Source organism: Streptomyces sp. TLI_146, assembly GCF_002846415.1.
Lineage (GTDB): Bacteria > Actinomycetota > Actinomycetes > Streptomycetales > Streptomycetaceae > Streptomyces.
In genome coordinates this window covers 5,876,013-5,897,199 of record NZ_PJMX01000001.1, presented here as the reverse complement: position 1 = coordinate 5,897,199, position 21,187 = coordinate 5,876,013, and the positions used below count along the sequence as shown (strand labels likewise).

19 protein-coding genes, 2 tRNA genes and 1 pseudogene are annotated in these 21,187 nt (G+C 71.1%); 8 read left to right on the top strand and 14 right to left on the bottom strand.

Going from position 1 to position 21,187, the window contains the following annotated elements:
* The first annotated feature begins 1 nt into the window (after position 1).
* Both rsgA and BX283_RS26500 read left to right on the top strand, forming a co-directional pair.
* Entirely contained in the window at positions 2 to 1,015 is a 1,014-nt protein-coding gene (gene rsgA, locus BX283_RS26505) for a ribosome small subunit-dependent GTPase A (RefSeq protein ID WP_101389990.1), read from the top strand.
* A gap of 69 nt (positions 1,016 to 1,084) precedes the next feature.
* Positions 1,085 to 1,408, top strand: coding sequence for a multidrug efflux SMR transporter (locus tag BX283_RS26500; RefSeq protein WP_101389989.1), 324 nt, complete (start codon positions 1,085 to 1,087; stop codon positions 1,406 to 1,408).
* A 39-nt stretch (positions 1,409 to 1,447) separates the two neighbouring features.
* Here the strand turns inward: BX283_RS26500 and BX283_RS26495 are convergent, their stop codons facing one another.
* Entirely contained in the window at positions 1,448 to 2,086 is a 639-nt protein-coding gene (locus BX283_RS26495; protein ID WP_101389988.1) for a TetR/AcrR family transcriptional regulator, read from the bottom strand.
* A 138-nt stretch (positions 2,087 to 2,224) separates the two neighbouring features.
* Here BX283_RS26495 and hisN point away from each other — a divergent pair, with 138 nt between their 5' ends.
* Both hisN and BX283_RS26485 read left to right on the top strand, forming a co-directional pair.
* Positions 2,225 to 3,025 (top strand): histidinol-phosphatase, encoded by an 801-nt coding sequence (gene hisN, locus BX283_RS26490; protein ID WP_101389987.1) that lies wholly within the window; start codon positions 2,225 to 2,227, stop codon positions 3,023 to 3,025.
* 233 nt (positions 3,026 to 3,258) lie between these two features.
* Positions 3,259 to 3,660, top strand: coding sequence for a cyclic nucleotide-binding/CBS domain-containing protein (locus BX283_RS26485; protein ID WP_101389986.1), 402 nt, complete (start codon positions 3,259 to 3,261; stop codon positions 3,658 to 3,660).
* 87 nt (positions 3,661 to 3,747) lie between these two features.
* On the opposite strand, the gene BX283_RS26480 is transcribed toward BX283_RS26485, so the two are convergent.
* The gene (locus BX283_RS26480; RefSeq protein ID WP_101389985.1) at positions 3,748 to 5,199 is read right to left on the bottom strand and encodes a catalase; all 1,452 of its coding nucleotides are present in this window, start codon (positions 5,197 to 5,199) and stop codon (positions 3,748 to 3,750) included.
* Positions 5,200 to 5,387: 188 nt separating this feature from the next.
* Here BX283_RS26480 and BX283_RS26475 point away from each other — a divergent pair, with 188 nt between their 5' ends.
* The gene (locus tag BX283_RS26475; RefSeq protein WP_101389984.1) at positions 5,388 to 5,804 is read left to right on the top strand and encodes a Fur family transcriptional regulator; all 417 of its coding nucleotides are present in this window, start codon (positions 5,388 to 5,390) and stop codon (positions 5,802 to 5,804) included.
* A gap of 155 nt (positions 5,805 to 5,959) precedes the next feature.
* Here BX283_RS26475 and BX283_RS26470 read toward each other — a convergent pair.
* The 4 genes from BX283_RS26470 to BX283_RS26455 all read right to left on the bottom strand — a co-directional run bounded on the left by BX283_RS26470 (position 5,960) and on the right by BX283_RS26455 (position 11,138).
* A tRNA-Met gene (locus BX283_RS26470) sits at positions 5,960 to 6,036 on the bottom strand.
* A 98-nt stretch (positions 6,037 to 6,134) separates the two neighbouring features.
* Complete coding sequence (locus BX283_RS26465) at positions 6,135 to 7,949, bottom strand: SEL1-like repeat protein (protein WP_101389983.1); 1,815 nt, start codon at positions 7,947 to 7,949, stop codon at positions 6,135 to 6,137.
* Positions 7,950 to 8,120: 171 nt separating this feature from the next.
* Positions 8,121 to 8,194, bottom strand: a tRNA-Met gene (locus BX283_RS26460).
* A gap of 46 nt (positions 8,195 to 8,240) precedes the next feature.
* Complete coding sequence (locus BX283_RS26455; protein ID WP_101389982.1) at positions 8,241 to 11,138, bottom strand: UPF0182 family protein; 2,898 nt, start codon at positions 11,136 to 11,138, stop codon at positions 8,241 to 8,243.
* Positions 11,139 to 11,264: 126 nt separating this feature from the next.
* Here BX283_RS26455 and BX283_RS26450 point away from each other — a divergent pair.
* A pseudogene (locus BX283_RS26450) lies at positions 11,265 to 11,830 on the top strand (PPA1309 family protein).
* An 85-nt stretch (positions 11,831 to 11,915) separates the two neighbouring features.
* Here BX283_RS26450 and BX283_RS26445 read toward each other — a convergent pair.
* The 4 genes from BX283_RS26445 to BX283_RS26430 all read right to left on the bottom strand — a co-directional run bounded on the left by BX283_RS26445 (position 11,916) and on the right by BX283_RS26430 (position 15,109).
* Positions 11,916 to 13,004 (bottom strand): PDZ domain-containing protein, encoded by a 1,089-nt coding sequence (locus tag BX283_RS26445; RefSeq protein ID WP_101389980.1) that lies wholly within the window; start codon positions 13,002 to 13,004, stop codon positions 11,916 to 11,918.
* A 108-nt stretch (positions 13,005 to 13,112) separates the two neighbouring features.
* The gene (locus BX283_RS40750) at positions 13,113 to 13,283 is read right to left on the bottom strand and encodes a hypothetical protein (RefSeq protein WP_180357258.1); all 171 of its coding nucleotides are present in this window, start codon (positions 13,281 to 13,283) and stop codon (positions 13,113 to 13,115) included.
* Between the two features lie 176 nt (positions 13,284 to 13,459).
* Positions 13,460 to 13,924: a molybdenum cofactor biosynthesis protein MoaE gene (locus tag BX283_RS26435; protein ID WP_101389978.1), complete on the bottom strand. Its 465-nt coding sequence runs from the start codon at positions 13,922 to 13,924 to the stop codon at positions 13,460 to 13,462.
* A 78-nt stretch (positions 13,925 to 14,002) separates the two neighbouring features.
* The gene (locus BX283_RS26430; protein WP_101389977.1) at positions 14,003 to 15,109 is read right to left on the bottom strand and encodes an SDR family oxidoreductase; all 1,107 of its coding nucleotides are present in this window, start codon (positions 15,107 to 15,109) and stop codon (positions 14,003 to 14,005) included.
* Between the two features lie 189 nt (positions 15,110 to 15,298).
* On the opposite strand from BX283_RS26430, the gene BX283_RS26425 reads away from it, so the two are divergent.
* Together BX283_RS26425 and BX283_RS26420 are read left to right on the top strand one after the other, a co-directional pair.
* Entirely contained in the window at positions 15,299 to 16,714 is a 1,416-nt protein-coding gene (locus BX283_RS26425; protein WP_101389976.1) for a zinc-dependent metalloprotease, read from the top strand.
* A complete protein-coding gene (locus BX283_RS26420) occupies positions 16,711 to 17,232 on the top strand; it encodes an NUDIX hydrolase (protein WP_101389975.1) in 522 nt (173 codons plus the stop codon). Before BX283_RS26425 ends, BX283_RS26420 begins: the two co-directional genes overlap by 4 nt.
* Before the next feature lie 96 nt (positions 17,233 to 17,328).
* Here BX283_RS26420 and BX283_RS26415 read toward each other — a convergent pair whose 3' ends face one another.
* The 4 genes from BX283_RS26415 to BX283_RS26400 form a co-directional block, all read right to left on the bottom strand.
* Complete coding sequence (locus BX283_RS26415) at positions 17,329 to 18,084, bottom strand: AIM24 family protein (RefSeq protein WP_101389974.1); 756 nt, start codon at positions 18,082 to 18,084, stop codon at positions 17,329 to 17,331.
* Between the two features lie 16 nt (positions 18,085 to 18,100).
* Positions 18,101 to 18,781 carry an AIM24 family protein gene (locus BX283_RS26410; protein WP_101389973.1) on the bottom strand — a complete coding sequence of 227 codons (681 nt, stop codon included), beginning with the start codon at positions 18,779 to 18,781 and terminating at the stop codon, positions 18,101 to 18,103.
* Positions 18,782 to 18,794: 13 nt separating this feature from the next.
* Complete coding sequence (locus tag BX283_RS26405; protein ID WP_101389972.1) at positions 18,795 to 20,477, bottom strand: TerD family protein; 1,683 nt, start codon at positions 20,475 to 20,477, stop codon at positions 18,795 to 18,797.
* 105 nt (positions 20,478 to 20,582) lie between these two features.
* Complete coding sequence (locus BX283_RS26400) at positions 20,583 to 21,179, bottom strand: M48 family metallopeptidase (RefSeq protein WP_101389971.1); 597 nt, start codon at positions 21,177 to 21,179, stop codon at positions 20,583 to 20,585.
* Positions 21,180 to 21,187: the final 8 nt, after the last annotated feature.

Genomic DNA, 21,187 nt, shown 5'->3' with positions numbered 1-21,187 from the left:
GATGCGCCGCTACGGCAAGAACCCCGACGAGGACGACATCCGGGTCCGCCCGAACCGCAAGGGCAACCGTCCCCGCACCAACATCCGCCCCAAGCACGAGGACGCCTCGGAGGGGATGGTCCTCACCGTCGACCGGGGCCGTCTGACCTGTCTCGTCGAGGACCGTACGGTCACCGCGATGAAGGCCCGCGAGCTGGGCCGCAAGGCCGCGGTGGTGGGCGACCGCGTCATGATCGTCGGCGATCTCTCGGGCGAGAAGGACACCCTGGCGCGCATCGTGCGCATCTCGGAGCGCACCTCGGTGCTGCGCCGCACGGCCGACGACGACGACCCGTTCGAGCGGGTGATCGTCGCCAACGCCGACCAGCTGGCCATCGTCACCGCGCTCGCCGACCCCGAGCCGCGCCCGCGCATGATCGACCGCTGTCTGGTCGCGGCGTACGACGCGGGCCTCTCGCCGCTGCTCGTGCTCACCAAGTCGGACCTCGCCCCGGCGGACGAACTCCTGGAGATGTACGGGACGCTGGGCGTCCCCCACGTCGTCACCTCCCGCGAGGAGCTCTACAACGGCGACGCGGCGGACCGGGTGCGCGAGCAGCTCGACGGCAAGGCCACCGCCTTCGTCGGCCACTCCGGCGTCGGCAAGACGACCCTGGTCAACGCGCTGGTCCCGGAGGACCAGCGACGGATCACCGGCCACGTCAACGCGGTCACCGGCCGCGGCCGGCACACCACCACCTCCGCGCTGGCGCTGCCGCTGGCCAGCGAGCACGGCGGCTGGGTGATCGACACCCCGGGCGTACGGTCGTTCGGCCTGCACCACGTCGACCCGTCCCGGGTCATCCTCGCCTTCCCGGACCTGGTGCCCGGCACCGAGGACTGCCCGCGCGCGTGCAGCCACGACGAGGCGGAGTGCGCGCTGGACGCCTGGGTGGCGGAGGGCCACGCCGACCCGGCCCGGCTCTACTCGCTGCGCCGCCTCCTCGCCACCCGGGAGCGCCACGAGGGCGACTGACCGGCGCCCGTGCATAATCGCATCCAGCAATGACGAGCAGTCACCTATGCGTTGCGGGAGGGCTTGGACATGGCGTGGCTGCTGGTGGTGGTCGCCGGAATCCTGGAGACGGGGTTCGCCGTCTGTCTCAAGCTGTCGCACGGCTTCACCCGGCTCGCTCCCACCATCGCCTTCGCGGCCTTCGCGCTCGGCTCCTTCGGTCTGCTGACCCTCTCCCTGAAGAAGCTGGACGTGGGTCCGGCGTACGCGGTGTGGACCGGCATCGGGGCCGCGGGCACCGCGATCTACGGCATGGTCTTCCTCGACGACGTGGTCTCCACGCTGAAACTGGTGTCGATCTCCCTGGTGATCGTGGGCGTGATCGGCCTCCAGATCTCCGGCTCGGCGCACTGAGGCCGCGCTCTCGTCGTCACTGCCGCCGCACTGTGGTCGTCACGGCGCCGGCCGCATCGGCGTGCGGGCGAGCACCGCGCGCACCTGGGCCGCGTGCCCGCCCCCGCCGTGCGGCCCGGGCGGTCCCGGATCCGGCGCCAGCACATACGACAGGGCGAGCCGCACCACCGTCTCGCAGCAGCGCGCCAGCTCCACCGGCTCCACCGCGGGCAGGTCCTTCTCCAGCACCGCGAGCGAGCGGTCCCGTACCGTCGCCACCAGCTCGGACGGACCCGGAACCCCGGCGTCCGCGCGCCGCTGCGCCGGTACGGGAGAGTGCGCGCCGAGCGTGCGGTGGGCGCGCGGGGCGGGCAGCCGCTCGCTCCAGCAGCCGGTGAGCAGCGCCCGGATCAGGGCGCTGGTGCGGGCCGAGCGCACGGTCCACTCGGCGAGCGCGACCAGCCGGTCGGCCGGGACCGCCCGCTCGGCGAGGACCCGGTCGACCCCGCGCAGATAGACGTCGGCCTCGCGCCGCACCAGGGCGCGGGCGAGGCCTTCCTTGCTGCCGAACTCGTTGTAGAGCGTCTGCCGGGACACCCCAGCCGCCGAGGCCACGTCCACCATGCGCACCGCCGACCAGGGCCGTGCGGAGAGCGCCGAGACGGCGGCGTCCAGTAAGGCTTCTCGCGCTGTGGGCATCGCGCCTCCCCGAGCCGTGCGAGCCGGCTGGTCCTCAGAGTTGACGCGCGCCCCCGCACTGTCAATAGCCCCGGAAGGCCGGTGTCCGCATTCCGGGCCATGTGGTCGCCGGAGGTGCTGGTCGATAGGTTGGTGGCCATGCCCGACTACCACGATGATCTGCGTCTCGCCCACGTCCTCGCGGACGCCGCCGACGCCGCCACGATGGACCGGTTCAAGGCGCTCGACCTCAAGGTCGAGACCAAGCCGGACATGACGCCGGTGAGCGAGGCCGACAAGGCCGCCGAGGAGCTGATCCGCGGCCATCTCCAGCGGGCACGGCCACGGGACGCGATCCTGGGCGAGGAGTACGGCCTGGAGGGCACGGGTCCGCGCCGCTGGGTGATCGACCCGATCGACGGCACCAAGAACTACGTGCGCGGGGTGCCGGTCTGGGCGACGCTGATCGCGCTGATGGAGGCGGGCGAGGGCGGCTACCGGCCGGTGGTCGGCGTGGTGTCGGCGCCCGCCCTGAACCGGCGCTGGTGGGCGGCGAAGGGGCACGGCGCGTACACCGGCCGCAGTCTGTCGCAGGCGACCCGGCTGAAGGTCTCCAGCGTGTCGAAGCTGGCGGACGCGTCGTTCGCGTACTCCTCGCTGAGCGGGTGGGAGGAGCGCGGCAAGCTGGACGACTTCCTGGATCTGACCCGGGCGTGCTGGCGCACGCGCGCGTACGGCGACTTCTGGCCGTACATGATGGTCGCCGAGGGGTCGGTGGACATCTGCGCCGAGCCGGAGCTGTCGCTGTGGGACATGGCGGCGAACGTGATCGTGGTGCAGGAGGCGGGCGGCGTCTTCACCGGTCTGGACGGCCAGGAGGGCCCGCACAGCGGCAACGCGGCGGCCTCCAACGGCCTGCTCCACGACGAGCTGCTGAACTACGTGGGCACGGCGGACTGAGGCGCCGGGCCGGGCTCACCGCGGCGCGGCCCCGGCGCGGTCGCGCCGCTGGGGCGCGAGAGGGGCGTGGGTCGTACTTTTACGCGCCCCTCAACTGACCTCTACCACCCTCTTGTTGACGCGCATCCCTGATGCGACTCTAGGAGTCCCCCCACTTGTGAACTTGTGAATCCGTTCTCGTTCCCGTACTTCCGTACGGGCCACGGGGGTTCACCAAGGAGGTGGCTCCATCCATGCTCGTCCGTGACGCCATGAGCACGGTGGTCCTCACCATCGGACCCACTCACACCCTCCGCCAGGCGGCCCGGCTGATGGCCGCGCGCCGCGTCGGAGCGGCCGTCGTCCTCGACCCCGACACCAGCGGGCTCGGCATCCTCACCGAGCGCGACATCCTCAACTCCGTGGGCCAGGGCCAGGACCCGGACCGCGAGACCGCGAGCACGCACACCACCACCGACGTCGTGTTCGCGGCGCCGGGCTGGACCCTGGACGAGGCCGCCGACGCGATGTCGCACGGCGGCTTCCGGCACCTGATCGTCCTCGACGGGGACGGCCCGGTCGGCGTGGTCTCGGTCCGGGACATCATCCGCTGCTGGGCCCCGACCCGGCGCCACCCGGCCGAACTGGTCGGCTGAACCGTCCGGCACCCGGGCACGCGCAGAGGGCCGGCCCCCGCGGGGATCCGGCCCTCTGACTGCCTACGACAAGCGATCCAGTGCTGTTCAGCCGCGCAGGGCCTGGACCGCGGCCTCCAGCCGCTTGCCGAAGTCTCCGTCCGCCTTGCGGAAGTTCTCGATGGCGCGCTCGGCGATGTCGTCGCGCGAGACCTTGGCGATGAACCCGGAGAGGTTCTCGATCAGACGGGCCTTCTCGTCCTCGGAGAACATCCGGTACAGGTTCCCCGCCTGGACGAAGTCGTCGTCCTCGGCGTGCAGGGGGGCCGCGTGGTTGCCCGTCGCGTCGGCGACCGGAACCGGCTGCCACAGCGGACGGTCCGTCTGGTGCGGGCCGCCGAAGCTGTTCGGCTCGTAGTTCTTCGCGCCCTTGTGGCGGCCGTCGTACAGGTAGCCGTCGCGGGAGTGGGTGCGCGCCTCGGTGGCGTGCGGGCGGTTCACCGGCAGGTGGTCGGCGTTGATGCCGACGCGGTAGCGGTGCGCGTCGCCGTACGCGAACAGGCGGCCCTGGAGCATCTTGTCCGGCGAGGGGCCGATACCGGGCACGAAGTGCGCCGGGCTGAAGATCGACTGCTCGACCTCGGCGAAGATGTTCTCCGGGTTGCGGTTGAGCTCCAGCTTGCCGATCTCGATCGGCGGGTAGTCCTCGTGCGGCCACACCTTGGTGAGGTCGAACGGGTTGAAGCGGTACGTCGCCGCGTCGGCCGCGGGCATGATCTGCACCTGGACCGTCCAGCTCGGGAACTCGCCGCGCTCGATGGCCTCGCGCAGGTCGCGCTGGTGGCTGTCGGGGTCCTCACCGGCGAGCTTGTTGGCCTCGGCCTGGGTGAGGTTCTTGATGCCCTGGTCGGTCTTGAAGTGGTACTTGACCCAGAAGACCTCGCCCGCCTCGTTGTTCCACTGGTACGTGTGCGAGCCGTACCCGTTCATGTGGCGCAGCGTGGCCGGGATGCCGCGGTCGCCGAAGAGCCAGGTCACCTGGTGCGTCGACTCGGGGCTCAGACCCCAGAAGTCCCAGACGTTGTCGGCCTCCTGGGAGCCCGTGTACGGGTCGCGCTTCTGGGTGTGGATGAAGTCGGGGAACTTGATGGCGTCCCTGATGAAGAAGACGGGCGTGTTGTTCCCGACCAGGTCGTAGTTCCCCTCCTCCGTGTAGAACTTCAGCGCGAAGCCGCGCGGGTCGCGCACGGCGTCGGCCGAGCCGAGGCTGCCGGCCACGGTGGAGAAGCGCAGGAACGTCTCGGTCTGCTTGCCGACCTCGGAGAGGAACTTCGCGCGCGTCCACTGCGTGACGTCGCGGGTCACCGTGAACGTGCCGTACGCGCCCGCACCGCGCGCGTGGACGATGCGCTCCGGGATGCGCTCCCGGTTGAAGTGCGCGAGCTTCTCCAGGAGCAGCTGGTCCTGGACGAGCACCGGACCGCCGACGCCGGCGGTCTCGCTGTTCTGGTTGTCGCCTACCGGCGCCCCGGCCTCCGTGGTGAGCGGTCCCTGCGTCACGTGCGCCTCCTGCCCCGGTGCAAGCACCGGCTCCACTGGAGCGGCTGTTGCCGCGCCCTCATCTGCTGCGAGTCCTGTCCCTTGGCCTGAGCCGTTTCCGATCCTACAATGGACATTGTCTAAGTCAAGTGACCATCCAAAGTCACACCCGTTCGGGATACGCTCCCCCGGCTGTTAGGCTGGCCCTTATGAGTGACCTGCTGGAACGACTTCGCGGACGCGGCTGGCGCATGACCGCCCAGCGGCGTGTCGTGGCCGAGGTCCTCGACGGGGACCACATGCATCTGACGGCGGACGAGGTCCACGCGCGTGCGGTGGCCAAGCTGCCCGAGATCTCCCGCGCGACCGTCTACAACACGCTGGGCGAGATGGTGACGCTGGGTGAGGTCATCGAGGTCTCCACGGACCGCCGCGCCAAGCGCTACGACCCGAACGCGCACCGGCCGCACCAGCACCTGGTCTGCGCGCTGTGCGGCGCGATCCGGGACGTGCACCCCAACGGGAACCCGCTGGCGGACCTCCCCGCGGCGGAGCGTTTCGGCTTCACCGTGTCCGACGTGGAGGTCACGTACCGGGGCGTCTGCCCGGACTGCGCGAAAGCCTGAGACGGGCGGCGGTCACGCTGACCGCGCCTTCCGTCCCGCATGGTTCGTGGGCATGCGTTCCGCAAAGGGCGGAACGGGTGGGCACGAACCGCCCACCGGGCCGCACGCGCATACGAAACAGGGCCCGGATCCATTGGATCCGGGCCCTGAATACTTGGTAGCGGGGACAGGATTTGAACCTGCGACCTCTGGGTTATGAGCCCAGCGAGCTACCGAGCTGCTCCACCCCGCGTCGGTGAACCCAACAGTACGTCACCGCACGGACCAGCGCAAACCCGATCGGCCCACCCCGCGTGCACGCCGGAGCGCACGCCGCTAGGGCCCGGCGTCCTAGGCCGTCAGCTCCTGGTGCAGAGCCTCTCGCAGCCGGGCCGCCCGCTCCGCCACCTCCGCCGGCCCCAGCTCCACGGCCCGGGCGCACCAGCGCTGCCCCTCCGCCAGCTCCCCGCACCGCGCGGCCAGCAGCGCGAGCCGCAGCGCCGCGCGCCCGTGCCCCGCGTTGGCGGCCCGGGTCCACCACAGCGCGGCCTCCCGCTCCCGCCCCTCGCGGGCGAGCAGCAGCCCGAGGTTGAAGGCGCCGTTGCGGCTGCCCGCCTCGGCCGCCTCCCGGTACCAGCGCGCGGCGCCCTCCTGGTCGCCCCGGGCCGCCGCGAGCATGCCGACGCGGACCTGGGCGCGCCGGTGCCCCTGCCCGGCCGCCCGCTCGTACCACTCCTCGCACTCCGTCTTCTCGGCCACCGGCTCGCCGAGCACCGGCGCGCCCGGCGGCGGCTGGCGCGCGTCGAGCACGGTGGCGAGCCGGAACGCCGCCTCCGCGCTGCCGCCGCCCGCCGCGCACCGCAGATGCCGCTCGGCGGCCGCCTCCTCGCCGTCCCTGAGCAGCGCCATGCCGACCTGGAGGGCCGCCTCGGTGTGCCCGGCCGCCGCCGCCCGCTCGTACCACTTCAGGGCGGCGCGGTCGTCGTCGCGGCTGGCGAAGAGGATGCCCAGGTTGAAGGCGGCGTCGACGCTGCCCGCCTCGGCCGCCTTGGAGAACCACGGCTCGGCGCCGGTCGCGTCGCCGGCCTGGAGCAGCAGGACGGCGAGCGCGTTGGCCGCCTCGCGGTGCCCCGCGTACGCGGCGCGCCGGTACCACTGCTCGGCCTGCGCGGTCCGCTCCTGGGCGGCGCAGAGCAGCGCCAGGTTGTACGCCCCGTTGTCGTCCCCGGCGTCCATCGCCGCCCGGTACCAGCGCTCGGCGGTCTGCGGCTCGCCCCGGGCGGCGTGCAGCGCGCCCAGCGCGTTGGCGGCGTTGCCGTCGCCGTCCTGGGCGGCCCGCAGCCACCACACGGCCGCGCTCTCCTCGTCGCCCGCGTCCCGCAGCAGGAACCCGAGCGCGCAGGCCGCCTTGGCCTCGCCGTCCTTGGCCGAGGTCAGATACCAGCGCCCGGCCTCCTTCAGCTCGCCGCGCTTCTCCAGGATCGCGCCGAGGTGCAGCGCGGCCCGCCGGTGGCCGCGCGCGGCGGCCTGGCGGTACCACTGCTCGGCCTCGACGCCGCCGGCCTCGGCGTCCGCCTCGGCCTCGACAGCGATGTCAGGATCCCCGCTGTCCCGCTCGGCGCGCTGGTCGATCAGCCGGGCGAGGCGGTACGCGGCCTCCCGGTGGCCTTGCTCGGCGGCGGCGCGCAGCCAGCGCTCGGCGCCCACGTCGCTGCGGTGTTCCAGCAGGTCCGCCAGGGCGTACGCCCCCAGCGCGTGGCCCTGCTCGGCGGACTGGCGCAGCCAGTACTCGGCCGCCGGCTCGTCGCCGCGCTCGCGGTAGTGGCGGCCCAGCGCGTGCGCCGCGGCGGCGGAGCCCGCGACGGCGGCGATGCGCCACCACCCGGCCGCCTCGTCCGCGTATCCGCGCTGGTGCAGCAGCACGCCCAGGTTGTTGGCCGCGGCACGGTCGCCCTCGGCGGTGGCGCCGCGCAGATAGGGCTCGGCGCTGTCGAGGTCGCCGCGGCGCAGCAGCAGGGATCCGAGAACGCTCATGGACGCGGCGTCGCCGCTGTCGGCAGCACGCCGGTGCCGTGCCTCGGTCTCGGCATCGGCGGCGTCATCGGAGCGCATCCGCGCAAACCGCCCTGTCTCCAACAGAGTTGCCCTGTCCCCCATAAATACCATCGTCGCACCACCCGCAACCGCCGTACACCTGGTATACCGCAGCCTGTGAGGTCACTACAGCGTTTTGTCGACATGCCCACAGAGAGATAAGCCAAACGCAGCAGAGGCACATCCGGACACGCAAATCGACGAGGGCCCGGATCCTGATGGATCCGGGCCCTCGTCCGTGAGTAGCGGGGACAGGATTTGAACCTGCGACCTCTGGGTTATGAGCCCAGCGAGCTACCGAGCTGCTCCACCCCGCGTCGGTGAATACAACGTATCACGACGCGGAACGGAGCCTTGACCGGTTTACCCGCCGCTGCCCGACCCCCCGGTCGACCCCTTGGCCTTGGCCTCGGCGTCGGCGGCCCGCTGGAGCGCCGCCTGGAGCTCCTGCTGGGCCTTGCCGTACGCCGCGAAGTCGCCCTTCTGCAGCGCCTTCTGGCCGTCGTCCCAGGCCTTCTGGGCGTCCTTGATGGCCTGTTCCACCGTGGCGTTCGTCCCGGTGGACGGCGGCTTGGTGGTGTCCGTCGGCGGTTTGGTCGCGGGCGGCGGCTCGGAGCCGTCCACCCCGAACACCGCGTTCAGCGCCTGGGCCAGGGTGTCCTTGAAGACGGTCTTGTCCCCGTAGGAGACGCCGACCTTCTTCAGGAGCGGGTAGTTGGCGGAGCCACCGCGCGCGTACACCGGCTCGATGTACAGGAACCCGCCGCCCAGCGGCACGGTCAGCAGATTGCCGTAGTCGATCTCGGAGTCGCTGCCGCGCAGGTTCCGTACGAACTCGGCGACCTCGGGCAGACCGTTCAGCTTGCTCTGCACCTGTTGCGGGCCCTGGACGTTGTCCGTGACCCTGAGCAGTCTGATCTTGCCGAAGTCCTTGCTGGCCGCGTCCGCGTCGATCGCCATGAACCCGCCGAGGTTGGGCCGTCCGTTCGGCGTGAACGTCGTGGTCAGGGAGAACTTCTTCCCCTGGTCCTCGGCGCCCGGCATCTTCATCGACAGGTAGTACGGCGGAACCGCCACCCCGTCCTTGTTGGTCGGGTCGTCCGGCACCTGCCAGGCGTCGCTGCCGCTGTAGAACTGCGCGGGGTTGGTGACGTGGTAGCGGGTGAGCAGCTCGCGCTGGACCTTGAACATGTCCTGCGGGTACCGCAGGTGGGCCATCAGCTCCGGGGAGATGTCGGTCTTCGGCTTCACCGTGCCCGGGAACGCCTTCATCCAGGTCTTCAGGACCGGGTCCTTGGTGTCCCACTGGTACAGCGTGACCGTGCCGTCGTACGCGTCGACGGTGGCCTTCACCGAGTTGCGGATGTAGTTGACCTGGTTCTGCTGGGCCACCACCGCGCGCTGGCGGGTGGTCAGCGAGTCCGCCGTCGTCTCACCGAGCGTCGTACGCGAAGCGTAGGGATAGCCGTTGGTCGTGGTGTACGCGTCGACGACCCACTGGATCCGCTTGCCGATCTTGGCCGGGTACGGGTCGCCGTCGATGGTCAGCCACGGGGCGACCGCCTCCACGCGCTGCTTCGGGGTGCGGTTGTAGAGGATCTTCGAGCCCTCGCCGATCGCCCCCGAGTACAGGATCTGCGGCTCGCTGAAGGCCACCGCGTACGCGGCGCGGTTGAAGGGGTTGGAGAGGCTGACGCCGCCCTTGCCCTTGAAGCTCGTCGTCTCCTGGCCCTTGCCCTCGGCCTCGTAGTCGAGCTCCTTCTGCGGACCGCCGACGATCGAGTACTGCTCGGTCTTCTCGCCGTAGTAGATCCGCTGCTCGTACTCACCGAGCTGGCCCTTGGTCGGCAGACCGGACTCGGTGAAGTCCGGGGAGCCGGTGGAGTCCACGCTGGTGCCCTTGGCCGCGATCACTCCGTAGCCGTGGGTGTAGGTGAAGTGGTCGTTGATCCAGTTGCGCTTGTCGATGCCGTTGAGGTTCAGCTCACGCAGACCGACGACCGTGTCCTGCTCCTTGCCGTCCTTGTCCGTGTAGCGGTCCACGTCCAGCGGTACGGCGAACTGGTAGTACTTGCGCTCCTGCTGGAGCTGCTGGAAGGCGGGGGTGACGACGTTGGGGTCGATCAGCCGGTAGCTGGCCGCCGTGTCGGCGTCCGCGCGCAGCTTGGCGTTGTCCTCCGCCGCGGTCGTCCCCTTGTAGTCCTTCACCTCGGTGGCGTCGATGCCGTACGCCTTGCGTGTGGCGTCGATGTTCTTCTGGATGTACGGCGCTTCCTTGGCCTGCTCGTTCGGCTGGACCTGGAACTTCTGGACGATCGCCGGGTAGAGCCCGCCGATCAGGATCGCCGACAGGACCATCAGGCCGAAGCCGATCACCGGGAGCTGCCAGGTGCGGCGCCACAGCGTCGCGAAGAAGAGCACCGCGCAGATGACGGCGATGCAGAAGAGGATCGTCTTCGCCGGCAGATAGGCGTTGGCGTCCACGTACCGCAGGCCGGTCCAGTTGCTGCTGGCCTTGAAGTCGCTGGACTTCACCGCCAGCCCGTACCGGTCCAGCCAGTACGCCACGGCCTTCAGGGCGACGAAGACGCCGAGCAGCACCGACAGATGGCCGGTGGCCGCGCCGGTGGCGCGCGCGCCGGGGCTGGTGATCCGCAGCCCGCCGTACAGGTAGTGCGTCAGGGCGGCGGCGATCAGGGACAGCACGGTGGCCGCGAAGCCGAAGCCGACCAGGAACCGGTACCAGGGCAGGTCGAAGGCGTAGAAGGACACGTCCAGGTGGAACTGGGGGTCCTTCTGCCCGAACGGCACGCCGTTGACCCACAGCAGCCAGGTGCGCCACTGCCCGGAGGCGGAGGCGCCGGCGATCAGGCCGACGAGCGCGGTGATGCCCAGGAGCAGCCACTTCTTGAACGGGGCGATGCCCATCCGGTAGCGGTCCAGGCTCTGCTGCTCCAGCGACATCGCGCTGAGCGGCGGCCGCAGGCGGTGCGCCAGCCAGATGTTCAGGCCGACGGCCACGGCCATCAGGAGACCGAAGACCGAGAACAAACCGATCTTGGTCCACAGGGTGGTGGTGAAGACGGACGAATAGTGCACCGAGCGGTACCAGAGCCAGTCCGTCCAGAACCCGGCGAACATGACGAACACCATGGCCAGCACGGCCAGGATGCCCAGTGTCATGAGCAGGGTCCGGACCCGGCGGGACGGCCGGCCGACTCTGATCCGTGGCCCGGACGGGCCTCCGCCGCGGTCCGGCATCTGGAAAGCCAAGGTGCGCACCTCGAAGTTCGCTGTCGATTGAGCAGGCCCCGCGATCGTAGGGCCCACTCATGCAACTTACTGAGGCTTTACTCAGTTCCCGATCCCGGGGTGAAAGAGGGCAGGATGTTGTTCATGTCCAACGTTTCCCCCTCCGGCCCCCGATGGCCGCGAGCCCCCTCACCCGCGCAGTGCTGGAAATCGACGAGTACGCGTCCGGCCTCGGCTGGGACCAGCCGGCCCGCCTGTTCGCCCTCGTCGACACCGCCAAGCTCCGCAGCCAGGAGCCAGGGCTCGCCGCCCAGCTCGGCCTCGACCAGGGCGACGCGGCCGCCCCGCTGACCCCCATCGAGCAGGACGAGATCCCGGCCGGCCAGGCCCTCGACCAGTTCCTGGGCACCATCGCCTGGCCCGACGCGGTGGTCGGCTGCGCGCTGACCGTGGAGCGCCTGATGCTTCCGCCGTCGGCCGAGACGTCCGTGCCCGAGGGCCTGAACGACAAGCAGCTGGCGAAGTGGGTGGCCAAGCACCCGGACCGCCAGGAGGTCCGGATGACCGTGGCGGTGCTGCGCGACGGCGCCCGCGAGTCGGCGGTACGGCTGCGCGAGAAGGACTCGCCGACCGAGGTGCTCACCGGCGCCGGCCTGGTCCCGGGCCTCGCCGAGGCGCTGGCCGCGACGTTCGCCGAGTAACGCGCGTCACCGGCGCCACGGGTCGGGTGCGCCTGCGCGCGCGTGAGGTGGGACACGTTCACGCGCGCGTGGCGCGGCCGGCCCGTTACTTCGCCGAGCAGCTCGGCAGACCTGCCGTGTCGCCCTTGCGGATCTTCTCCAGCGCCTTGGTCGCGTCGTCGATGGTGGAGACCTTCACCAGGGTCAGCCCGCCGGGCGTGTCCGAGGCGGCCGCCGCGCAGTTCTCGGCGGGCGTCAGGAAGTAGCGGGCGCCCGCGCCGCGCGCGCCGATCAGCTTCATCTCGATGCCGCCGATCGGGCCGACCTTGCCCGCGTCGTCGATCGTCCCCGTACCGGCGATGAACTTGCCGCCGGTCAGATCGCCGGGGGTGAGCTTGTCGACGATGCCGAGGGCGAACATCAGCCCCGCGCTCGGGCCGCCGACGTCGGCGAGCTTGATGTCGATGGAGAACGGGAAGGTGTGGTCGGTCCCGGCCTGGATCCCCACGATCGCCCGGTCGCCGTCCTTGGCCTTCTCCGTGGTGATCGTGACGTTCTCGCCGCCCTCGGGCTCCTTGCCCGCCTTCTCCGCGGCGGCCGCCTCCTTGGCGGGGACGACGGCGAAGACCACGTTCTGGCCCGGGCGGTGCTTGGTGACCAGCTTCGCCACGTCGCCCGGCTCCTTGACGGGCGAGCCGTCGACGGACTTGATCACATCGCCCGCGTGCAGCTTGTTCTCGGCCGGGCTGCCCTTGACCACGGACGCCACGACGACCCGGGACTTCACCGGGATCTTCAGCTCGTTGAGCGCGGCGACCTTGGCGCTCTCCTGGGACTGGCTGAACTCCTCGGCGTTCTCCTGCGAGGACTGCTCCTCGGTCTTGCCGTCCGGGTAGAGCGTGTCGTGCGGCACGACCTTGTTGTCATGAGCCAGCCAGCCGTAGACGGCCTCGACCAGGTTCATGTTGTAGTCCGCACCGGTGACCCTGACCGTCGTCATGTTGAGGTGACCGGTCGTCGGGTAGGTCTTGTGCCCGGAGATCTGCAGCACGGGCTCGCCACGCGCCTCGCCGAGGGTGTTCACCGTGGGGCCGGGCGACATCTCCGAGTACGGCACTTTGATGAGGACGCCTGCGCAGAGCAGCGCGATCAGGATCAAGGTGGAGGCGAGCATCGTCGCGGTGCGGCGTGGCATGGAACGACAGTACGGGACGTGCCTGTCAGTGCACCGCCGGGGCCGGTCCGTACGGGGAGGGTCGCCGGCCGCGTACGAGAAGGGGCGCGAGGAGCGCGCCGGAGGGGGTCAGGCGGGCTCGGTTCCGGCTTGGGACTTCTCCATCGCCTCTCGGAACCGGCTGTAGCCGGCGAGCTCCGCGACGTCGCCGGTCGTGCGATTGCGGGCGGCCCAGCTCGCCCATATCGCCGCGCCGACAGCAGCGAAAAGCGGAATCAGCAGCCACGTGAGTGCAGCCATTCCGTCCTCCCGTCCCCAAATGAGCGACCACCACTGACAGATCAGCAGATTAACCATCTGCTAGATCAACGCTCGGGGCAGGGGTGCGGTTACGCAAATCGGGGCGGATCCCCCCGACAGGGTTTCAGACACCCTGGCGGGGCGGCCCGTTCACCCGTTGGAGGCACCCGGGAGGATCAGCAGGCGCCGACCCACTCGTCCGTACCGTCCGAGAACCGCTGGTGCTTCCAGATCGGGACCTCGTGTTTCAGGTCGTCGATCAGCTTGCGGCACGCCGCGAACGCCTCGCCGCGGTGCGCGCAGGAGACCGCCACGACGACCGCCAGATCGCCCACGGCCAGTTCGCCCACCCGGTGGACGGCCGCCAGCGCGCGGACCGGGAACTCGGCGACGACCTTGTCGGCCACTCGGCGCATCTCCGCCTCGGCCGTCGGATGGCACGAGTACCCGAGCGCGGCCACGTCGGCGCCGCCGTCGTGATCGCGCACGGTGCCGACGAAGAGCGCGGTGCCGCCCGCCGAGGGGTCTCCCACGGCGCGGAACACCTCGTCCAGGGAGAGCGGGGTGTCACGGATCTCCAGCAGCCGGATCGGGTCGTCCGCCGCCTGCTCGCCGGGGTGGCCGGGGTGCGTCTGTGCCATGGCCCCATCGTGCCGTACCGCACTGACATCGCGGTATAGCTCTTTCACCCGGTCGCCGGCACCCTCCGTAGGAGGGTCCTACAGGCCCCGGCGCTTGCGGGCCCTGCGGACCACCGCGGCCGCGCCCAACAGGGCGACCGTCGCTCCGGCGGCACCGGCGGCGGTGGCGTCCTTGCGGCCCAGCCGGCGCCCCGCCACGGTGTGTCGTCCCGCGGCCTCCTCCAGGAGCTCCGCGAGGACCTCCTCGTTGGTCCACTGCGGCCGCCAGCCCGCGTCGTGCAGCCGCCCGACGCTGACCACCCAGGGGTGCATCGTGTACGCCAGGTCGCCCGCCGGGGAGGGGGTGAGCCCGATCCGGTGCAGCCGGGCCGCCGCGCCCAGCGCGACCGCCGAGGGCAGCTCCATCCGGCGGATGCCGCTGAGCTCCTCGACCTCCTCCTGTTCGAGCCACCCGTCGCAGCCGACCGCGAACTCGCCGTCGACCTTCTCCAGAGCCGCGTACTCCAGCGCGCTGCACAGGTCGTCGACGTGGCAGAACTGCCAGGTCGGACGGGATCCGGCGACCACCAGGAGGCGCGGCGACTCGAAGTACCGGGTGAGCGCGGTGTCAGTACCGCCGACCAGGACGGCGGGCCTTACCACCGTGACGTTGAGGCCAGGGTGGGCGCGCGGGGCGCGCCGGCCCAGGCGCTCGATCTCCAGGAGGTCGCCGACGCCGGTCGCCTCGGCCGTGGCCCGCAGCTCGGCGTCCTCGGAGAGCGGGATGTCGTTGTCGGGCAGCGCGCCGTAGACCATGGCCGAGGTGCACAGCACGACCCGGTGGACCCCGGCCGCCGCGGCCGCGGTCAGCACGGTCTGCGTACCGCGTACGTTGTACGCCGTACGGGCGGCCGCGTCCGTCTCCAGGTCGAGGTCGAGCGCCAGGTGGACGACGACGTCGGCGCCGCGCAGCTTCTCGGCGATCGCCGGGTCGCGTACGTCCAGGATGTGCCAGGTGGCCTCGGACACCTCGCCCCGGCGCTCGTCGATGGCGATGACCTGTTTGATCTCTTCGGATGCGGCGAGCCGCGCGGTGAGCAGCGCGCCGATTCCGGCCGCGGCACCGGTGACCGCGACGACGGGCCCCCGCGCGGCTGAGGGGGAAGGGTTTCGCGCTGCGCGAACCTGCGGATCTGGGGAACTCACCGGGCGTCTCCAGCGGTTGTCTTCAGTACGTACACGAATGACGCGTACGGACCAGGTGACGTCCATCCTGCCGCAGGCCAGGAGTCGACGGAGCACCGAGCCCTTATCCGGCCCGGATGTCTACGCTGGTGGTGTTGGTGCGCAGTCGCCGTCGGCAGGAGCCGGCGGCCCTAGGGACCGAGGAAACCCGTGAGTGACAACCCATTCGGATTCGGCCTTCCGCCGGAGGAGCCGGAGAACGGCGACGAGGGCAAGGAGAAGGGCAAGGGCAACCAGGGCGGCCCGGCGAATCCGTTCGGGTTCGGCGGCGGGGCCGGTGGCGCGGACAATCCGTTCGCGGCGATGTTCGGTTCGCTGAACCCGAACGACCTGGGAGCGGCCTTCCAGCAGCTCGGCCAGATGCTCAGCTACGAGGGCGGTCCCGTGAACTGGGACATGGCCAAGCAGATCGCGCGCCAGACGGTGGCCCAGGGCACCGCCGACGGCACCAAGGACGAGAGCGTCGGCCCGGCCGAGCGCGCCGCCGTCGAGGAGGCCGTCCGCCTGGCCGACCTGTGGCTGGACGGGGTGACGTCGCTGCCCTCGGGCGCGTCGACGGCCGTGGCGTGGAGCCGCGCGGAGTGGGTCGAGGCGACCCAGCCGGCCTGGAAGGAGCTCGTCGACCCGGTCGCCGAGCGGGTCGGCGCGGCCATGGGCGGCGTGCTGCCCGAGGAGATGCAGGCCATGGCGGGCCCGCTGATCGGCATGATGCGCTCGATGGGGGGCGCCATGTTCGGCCAGCAGATCGGGCAGGCGGTGGGCGTCCTCGCGGGTGAGGTCGTCGGCTCGACCGACATCGGCCTGCCGCTCGGCCCGGCCGGCAAGGCCGCGCTGCTGCCGCTGAACATCGAGGCACTCGGCAAGGACCTGGGCGTCCCGAAGGACGAGGTGAGGCTCTACCTGGCCCTGCGCGAGGCGGCCCACCAGCGCCTCTTCGCCCATGTGCCGTGGCTGCGCTCGCACCTGTTCGGTGCGGTCGAGGGCTACGCGCGCGGGATCAAGGTCGACACGGCGAAGCTGGAGGACGCGGTCGGCCAGCTCGACGTGTCCAACCCCGAGCAGCTTCAGGAAGCCCTTCAGCAGGGCATGTTCCAGCCGGAGGACACCCCGGAGCAGAAGGCCGCGCTGGCCCGTCTGGAGACGGCCCTGGCGCTGGTCGAGGGCTGGGTGGACGCGGTGGTCCACGAGGCCGCCAAGCCGCGCCTCACCTCGGCCGACGCGCTGCGTGAGACGCTGCGCAGGCGCCGGGCGAGCGGTGGTCCCGCCGAGCAGACCTTCGCCACCCTGATCGGTCTCCAGCTGCGTCCGCGCCGGCTGCGGGACGCCTCGCGCCTGTGGGCCTCGCTCACGGACGCGCGCGGGGTCGACGGCCGCGACGGCCTGTGGGAGCACCCGGACATGCTGCCGACCGCCTCCGACCTCGACGACCCGGACGGCTTTGTCCACCACGAGCAGCTGGACTTCTCGGAGCTCGACAAGATGCTCGGCGAGGCGGCTTCCGGCAAGGACGAGCCCAAGGACAAGCCCCAGAACAGCGGCGACGACAAGGACGACGACAGCAAGTGAGCCTGTACGAAGACGCGGTCCTCGTCCTGAAGGCGTACGAGGACCAGCCCGAGCTGCGCCGGACCTACCTCGACCATCTGTCGGCGCACCCGGACGGGATGTGGAAGGCCTGCCAGGCCGGCCATCTCACGGCGAGCGCGCTGGTCATCGCCCCGGGGCGCGGCCAGGTGCTGCTGACGCTGCACCGCAAGCTGAACATGTGGCTGCAGATGGGCGGCCACTGCGAGCCCCAGGACGTCTCGCTGACGGCCGCCGCCCTGCGCGAGGCCACCGAGGAGTCCGGTGTGTCCGGTCTCACCCTGCTGCCGGGCGGGCCCGTCCGGCTCGACCGGCACCCGATCCCCTCGCCCTGCAACTGGCACCTGGACGTCCAGTACGCGGCGCTGGCCCCGGCCGGAGCGGTCGAGGCGATCAGCGACGAGTCGCTGGACCTGCGCTGGTTCGGCTACGACGAGGTGGCCGAGGTCGCCGACGACTCGGTGGTGCGGCTGATGGAGGCCGCGCGGGCCCGTCTGTGACGGGCCGACGGACTGACGGGCCGTAACAGGCCGACGGGTAAGGGGCGGTCGCCAATGGCGACCGCCCCTTACCGATGACCGCTCACCGACGCCCGGTCAGCTCCAGGCGTTGCCCTGGTTCTGGGCGTGGGCGCCCTGCTGGCCCATGCCGTACTGGGCCCGCAGGCCCTGGCCGATCACCGCGCTCTGCGGCGGCAGCACCTCGCTGGGCTGGACGAGCGCGAAGCCCTGTCCGAGGAAGCTGAGCTCCCAGCCCTCGCCCGTGTTGCCGCGGCGCCGCCACACGCCCGTGGAGTGCGTCTGCGCCTGCATCTGCACCCTGAGCGAGGTGGACCAGGCCACGATCGCGTCGGCGTCGGCGTTGACGTACTTGTCCGGGGTGACCTGGAGCATCAGCGGCTGGCCGGAGGTCATGAGGACGACCTTGCCGGTGCCGGTGATGTTGAGCTGGAACTTGCCGGTGCCGGAGATGCCGTACTGGCTGTCCACGGCGATGACCTCGTAGTGCAGCGAGGAGTCCATGGCCAGCACATAGCCGCTGTCCACGGTCAGGCCGTCCCGGTCCACGTCCACTACGTGGACGTACTGCGCGAGGTTGGCGAGGTAGACGGTGCCCTGGCCGGAGACGCGCATCAGGTCCAGGCCCTCGCCGGTGTGGGCGCGGGCGCGCTGGTGGCCGTTCGACTGGTACTCGCCGTCGAACTCCATCAGCCCCTGGTAGGCGACCATCGAGCCCTTGCGGGCGAGGATGTCGTCGTGGCCGGTGAGCACCACCCGCAGCATCTGGGAGTTCTGCGCGCTGTAGCGCTCCTGGGACTGCTGCTCGGTGTAGCTGAAAAGCGGGCTCTGCATGGTGTTCTCGCTCCCCTCAGCCCCGGGCCCGCAGGCGGTCGGTGCTGTCCTCACTCGGCTGTACGACGACGATCCCCTGGCCCGAGAAGGCCATCTGGTAGGCCTCTCCGCTGCCCCGGCCGATCAGCGAGGACGCCTTGAAGCTGCGCTTGCCCTTCACCTTGAGGTTCGGGGACCAGGCCACCAGGGCGTCCGGGTCGACGTACGTCTCGTCCTCGCCGCTTCCGCAGTCGACGACGACCGGGGTGCCGCGCGAGGTCAGGGCGACCCAGCCGGTGCCGGAGATCTTCACGTTGAACAGGCCCTGGCCCGCGAACTTGGCGAGGCCCTTGACCCGCTCGACGCCCCACTGGAGGCTCGCGTCGAAGGCCAGCACATTGGTGCCGTTGACGGACAGCGCGTCGTTGTTGAGCTGGACGACGACCACATTGGCGCCGTAGTCGGCGAGGTAGAGCAGTCCGTCGCCGGTGCACTTCATCAGCGGGGCGCCCTCACCGGTGATCCAGTCACGGGCGATCTGGCGCACGGCCGGCGGGTTCGGCTCGTACTGGATGAAGCCTTCGTAGGCGACCATCGAGCCCACGCGCGCGAAGAGGTCCTGTCCGGTGGTCATGGCCACCTTGAGCATGGCGCTGCCGTGGTTCTCCATCCGGGCCGCGACGGGGGTGGGGGCATAGCCCGCGAGCTGCTGGTTCATTGTCCGGGCTCCCTCAGACCTCGTACGGCTGGACGACGATGAAGTTCCCGGGCGCGCCGCGGAACTGCAGGTTGACGGACTCGCCGCTGTGGCCGGGGTAGGCGTTGCGGCGCAGCCGGACCTGGCTGGAGACGATCACCTGCGAGGCGGCCGACCAGGCCACGATCGCGTCGCTGTCGGCGAACGTGGTCGGGGTGACCGGCAGGACCACCGGGGTGCCGTGGGTCATCACCACGAGCGTGCCGGTGCCCTGGAACTGCATGGTGAACAGCGCCCCGCCGGGGATCCCGTGGCCCTCGATGCGGCGGACCTCGTACTGGAGGGACTCGTCGAACGCCAGGACGTGCTCGGCGGAGACGCAGATGCCGTCGCCCTGGAGCTCGATGGGGTGCAGATGGGCGCTGTTCTCGGCGAGGAAGACCTGGCCGCGGCCGCTGCAGCGCATCAGCTGCATCTCCTGGCCGGTGGCGTTGCCGACGATCCGCCCGGCGAATCCGGCGCCCTTGTAGCCGAAGTCGACCTTGCCCTGGTACATCACCATGCTGCCCTGGCGGGCCAGCACCGGGGAGCCCCCGGCGCCGAGGTCGACCCGGACGAGCTGCTTGTTCTGCGGTGTCCAGCGCTGTCCGGTGGGCAGCTCCTTGTACTGCTGGATGGCACCCGCGAGGCCGCCGCCGGGCTGCGGCATCCCTTGCGGGACACCGGGCTGCTGACCGTACGGGGCGGGCTGTCCGTAAGGAGCCGGCTGACCGTAGGGCGCGGGCTGCCCGTACGGGGCGGGCGCGCCGGGCGGCGGGGCCTGGCCGGGGTACTGGCCAGGGACCTGGCCGTACGAGGGCTGCTGCGGCGGCTGTCCGTACGGGGCCGGAGCGGCCGGGGGCGGGACGGTGCCCGGCGGCAGGGTCATGGGCGCGGCGATGGTGGGCGCCGCGTGGATCTGCGGGCTGGGCGCGGGAGCCGGGGGCGGCGTGGATCCCGGCGGCGGCGGTGCGTAGTGCTGCGCGGGAGCCGGGGCGGGCGCGGGCGTGCCGAACTGCGGGGCCGGCTGCGGGGGCTGGGGCTGCTGCGGCGCGGCCGGGGCGCCGAACTGGGGCGCGGGGCCGGTCTGGGCGGGCGGTGCGAAGCCCGGGGCGGCGCCCTGCGGCTGCTGCGGCGCCGCGGGCTCCTCCTCGGCGACCTCGCCGCCGAAGTTCTTCAGCAGCGCCTCCAGGCCGCCGTCGAAGCCCTGGCCGACGGCCGCGAAGCGCCAGACGTCCTTGAGGTAGAAGTCGCCCAGCATCACCGCGCGCTCGGTGCTGAACTCGGCGCCCGTGAACGCGTATCTGACGACCTCTTCGCCGCCGGCCACGACTCTGATGTAGCCGGGGCCGATCTGCGACATCTGGCCGGCGCCGTCGAGCGCCGCGGTGAACGACAGCTTGTGGACGTGGGCCGGGAGGCGGTCCAGGGTGACCCGGAACGACTCGGTGTCACCGGCCTGGGCACCCAGGAGCTGAATCGACTCCTCGGGCGACTTGGGCTGGTTGAAGAAGATGAAATACCGGTCGTCGGACAGCTGCTCATTCGCGTCGAGACCGAAGCAGCTGATGTCGAAGGACAGCCCGGGGGCGCCGATCTGCACGCCTACATACAGATCGGTCCCCGCTGTCAGGTCACTGATCTTGGCCTTGTGGCCGCGCTGGAATTCCCTGGCCATGCGTAACGACCGTCCCCCATCCCGAGTGTGATTGGTCGCGCCAGGCTAACGGCTGGCCACGACAATCGGCCAAGCCGGTACGCATTCGGTACACGATCGCCGAGATCACTCTCCGCGTGCGGCGGGCAGATGGGGCAGCCGGTCGGCCGCCACCACCCCTTCGAGGTATCCACGCGCGCGTTCCGTACGGGGGTAGGCCTCGAGCAGCCGCCAGAAGCGCGGCCCGTGGCCCGGCACCAGAAGGTGGGCCAGCTCGTGGACGAGCACATAGTCGACGACGTACTCGGGCATGCCCTGGAGCCGGTGCGAGAGGCGGATGCTGCCCTCGGCGGGGGTGCACGAGCCCCAGCGGGTGTTCTGGTTGGTCACCCAGCGCACCGAGGCGGGACGCGCACGACCCTCGAAATACAGGTCGGACAACCGCTCCGCGCGCTCGGTCAGTTCCGCGTCGCCCAGCATCCGCTTGCTCTCCTGGGCGGCGAGCTTGTCGAGCATCACGTTCACCCAGCGCTGCTCCTCGGCCTCGGACATCCGGGCCGGGATCAGCACGATGGTGCGGTCGCCCTCGCGGTACGCGGAGACCGTCCTGCTGCGCCGGGCGCTCCTGCGCACCTCGACCGCGCTCGTCGCATGACCGCGGGGCGGCGGACTTGTCGGACTGCGGGGCGGGCTTCCGGCACTCTGCAGTGGGTCGGCGGGCACGCCCCGAC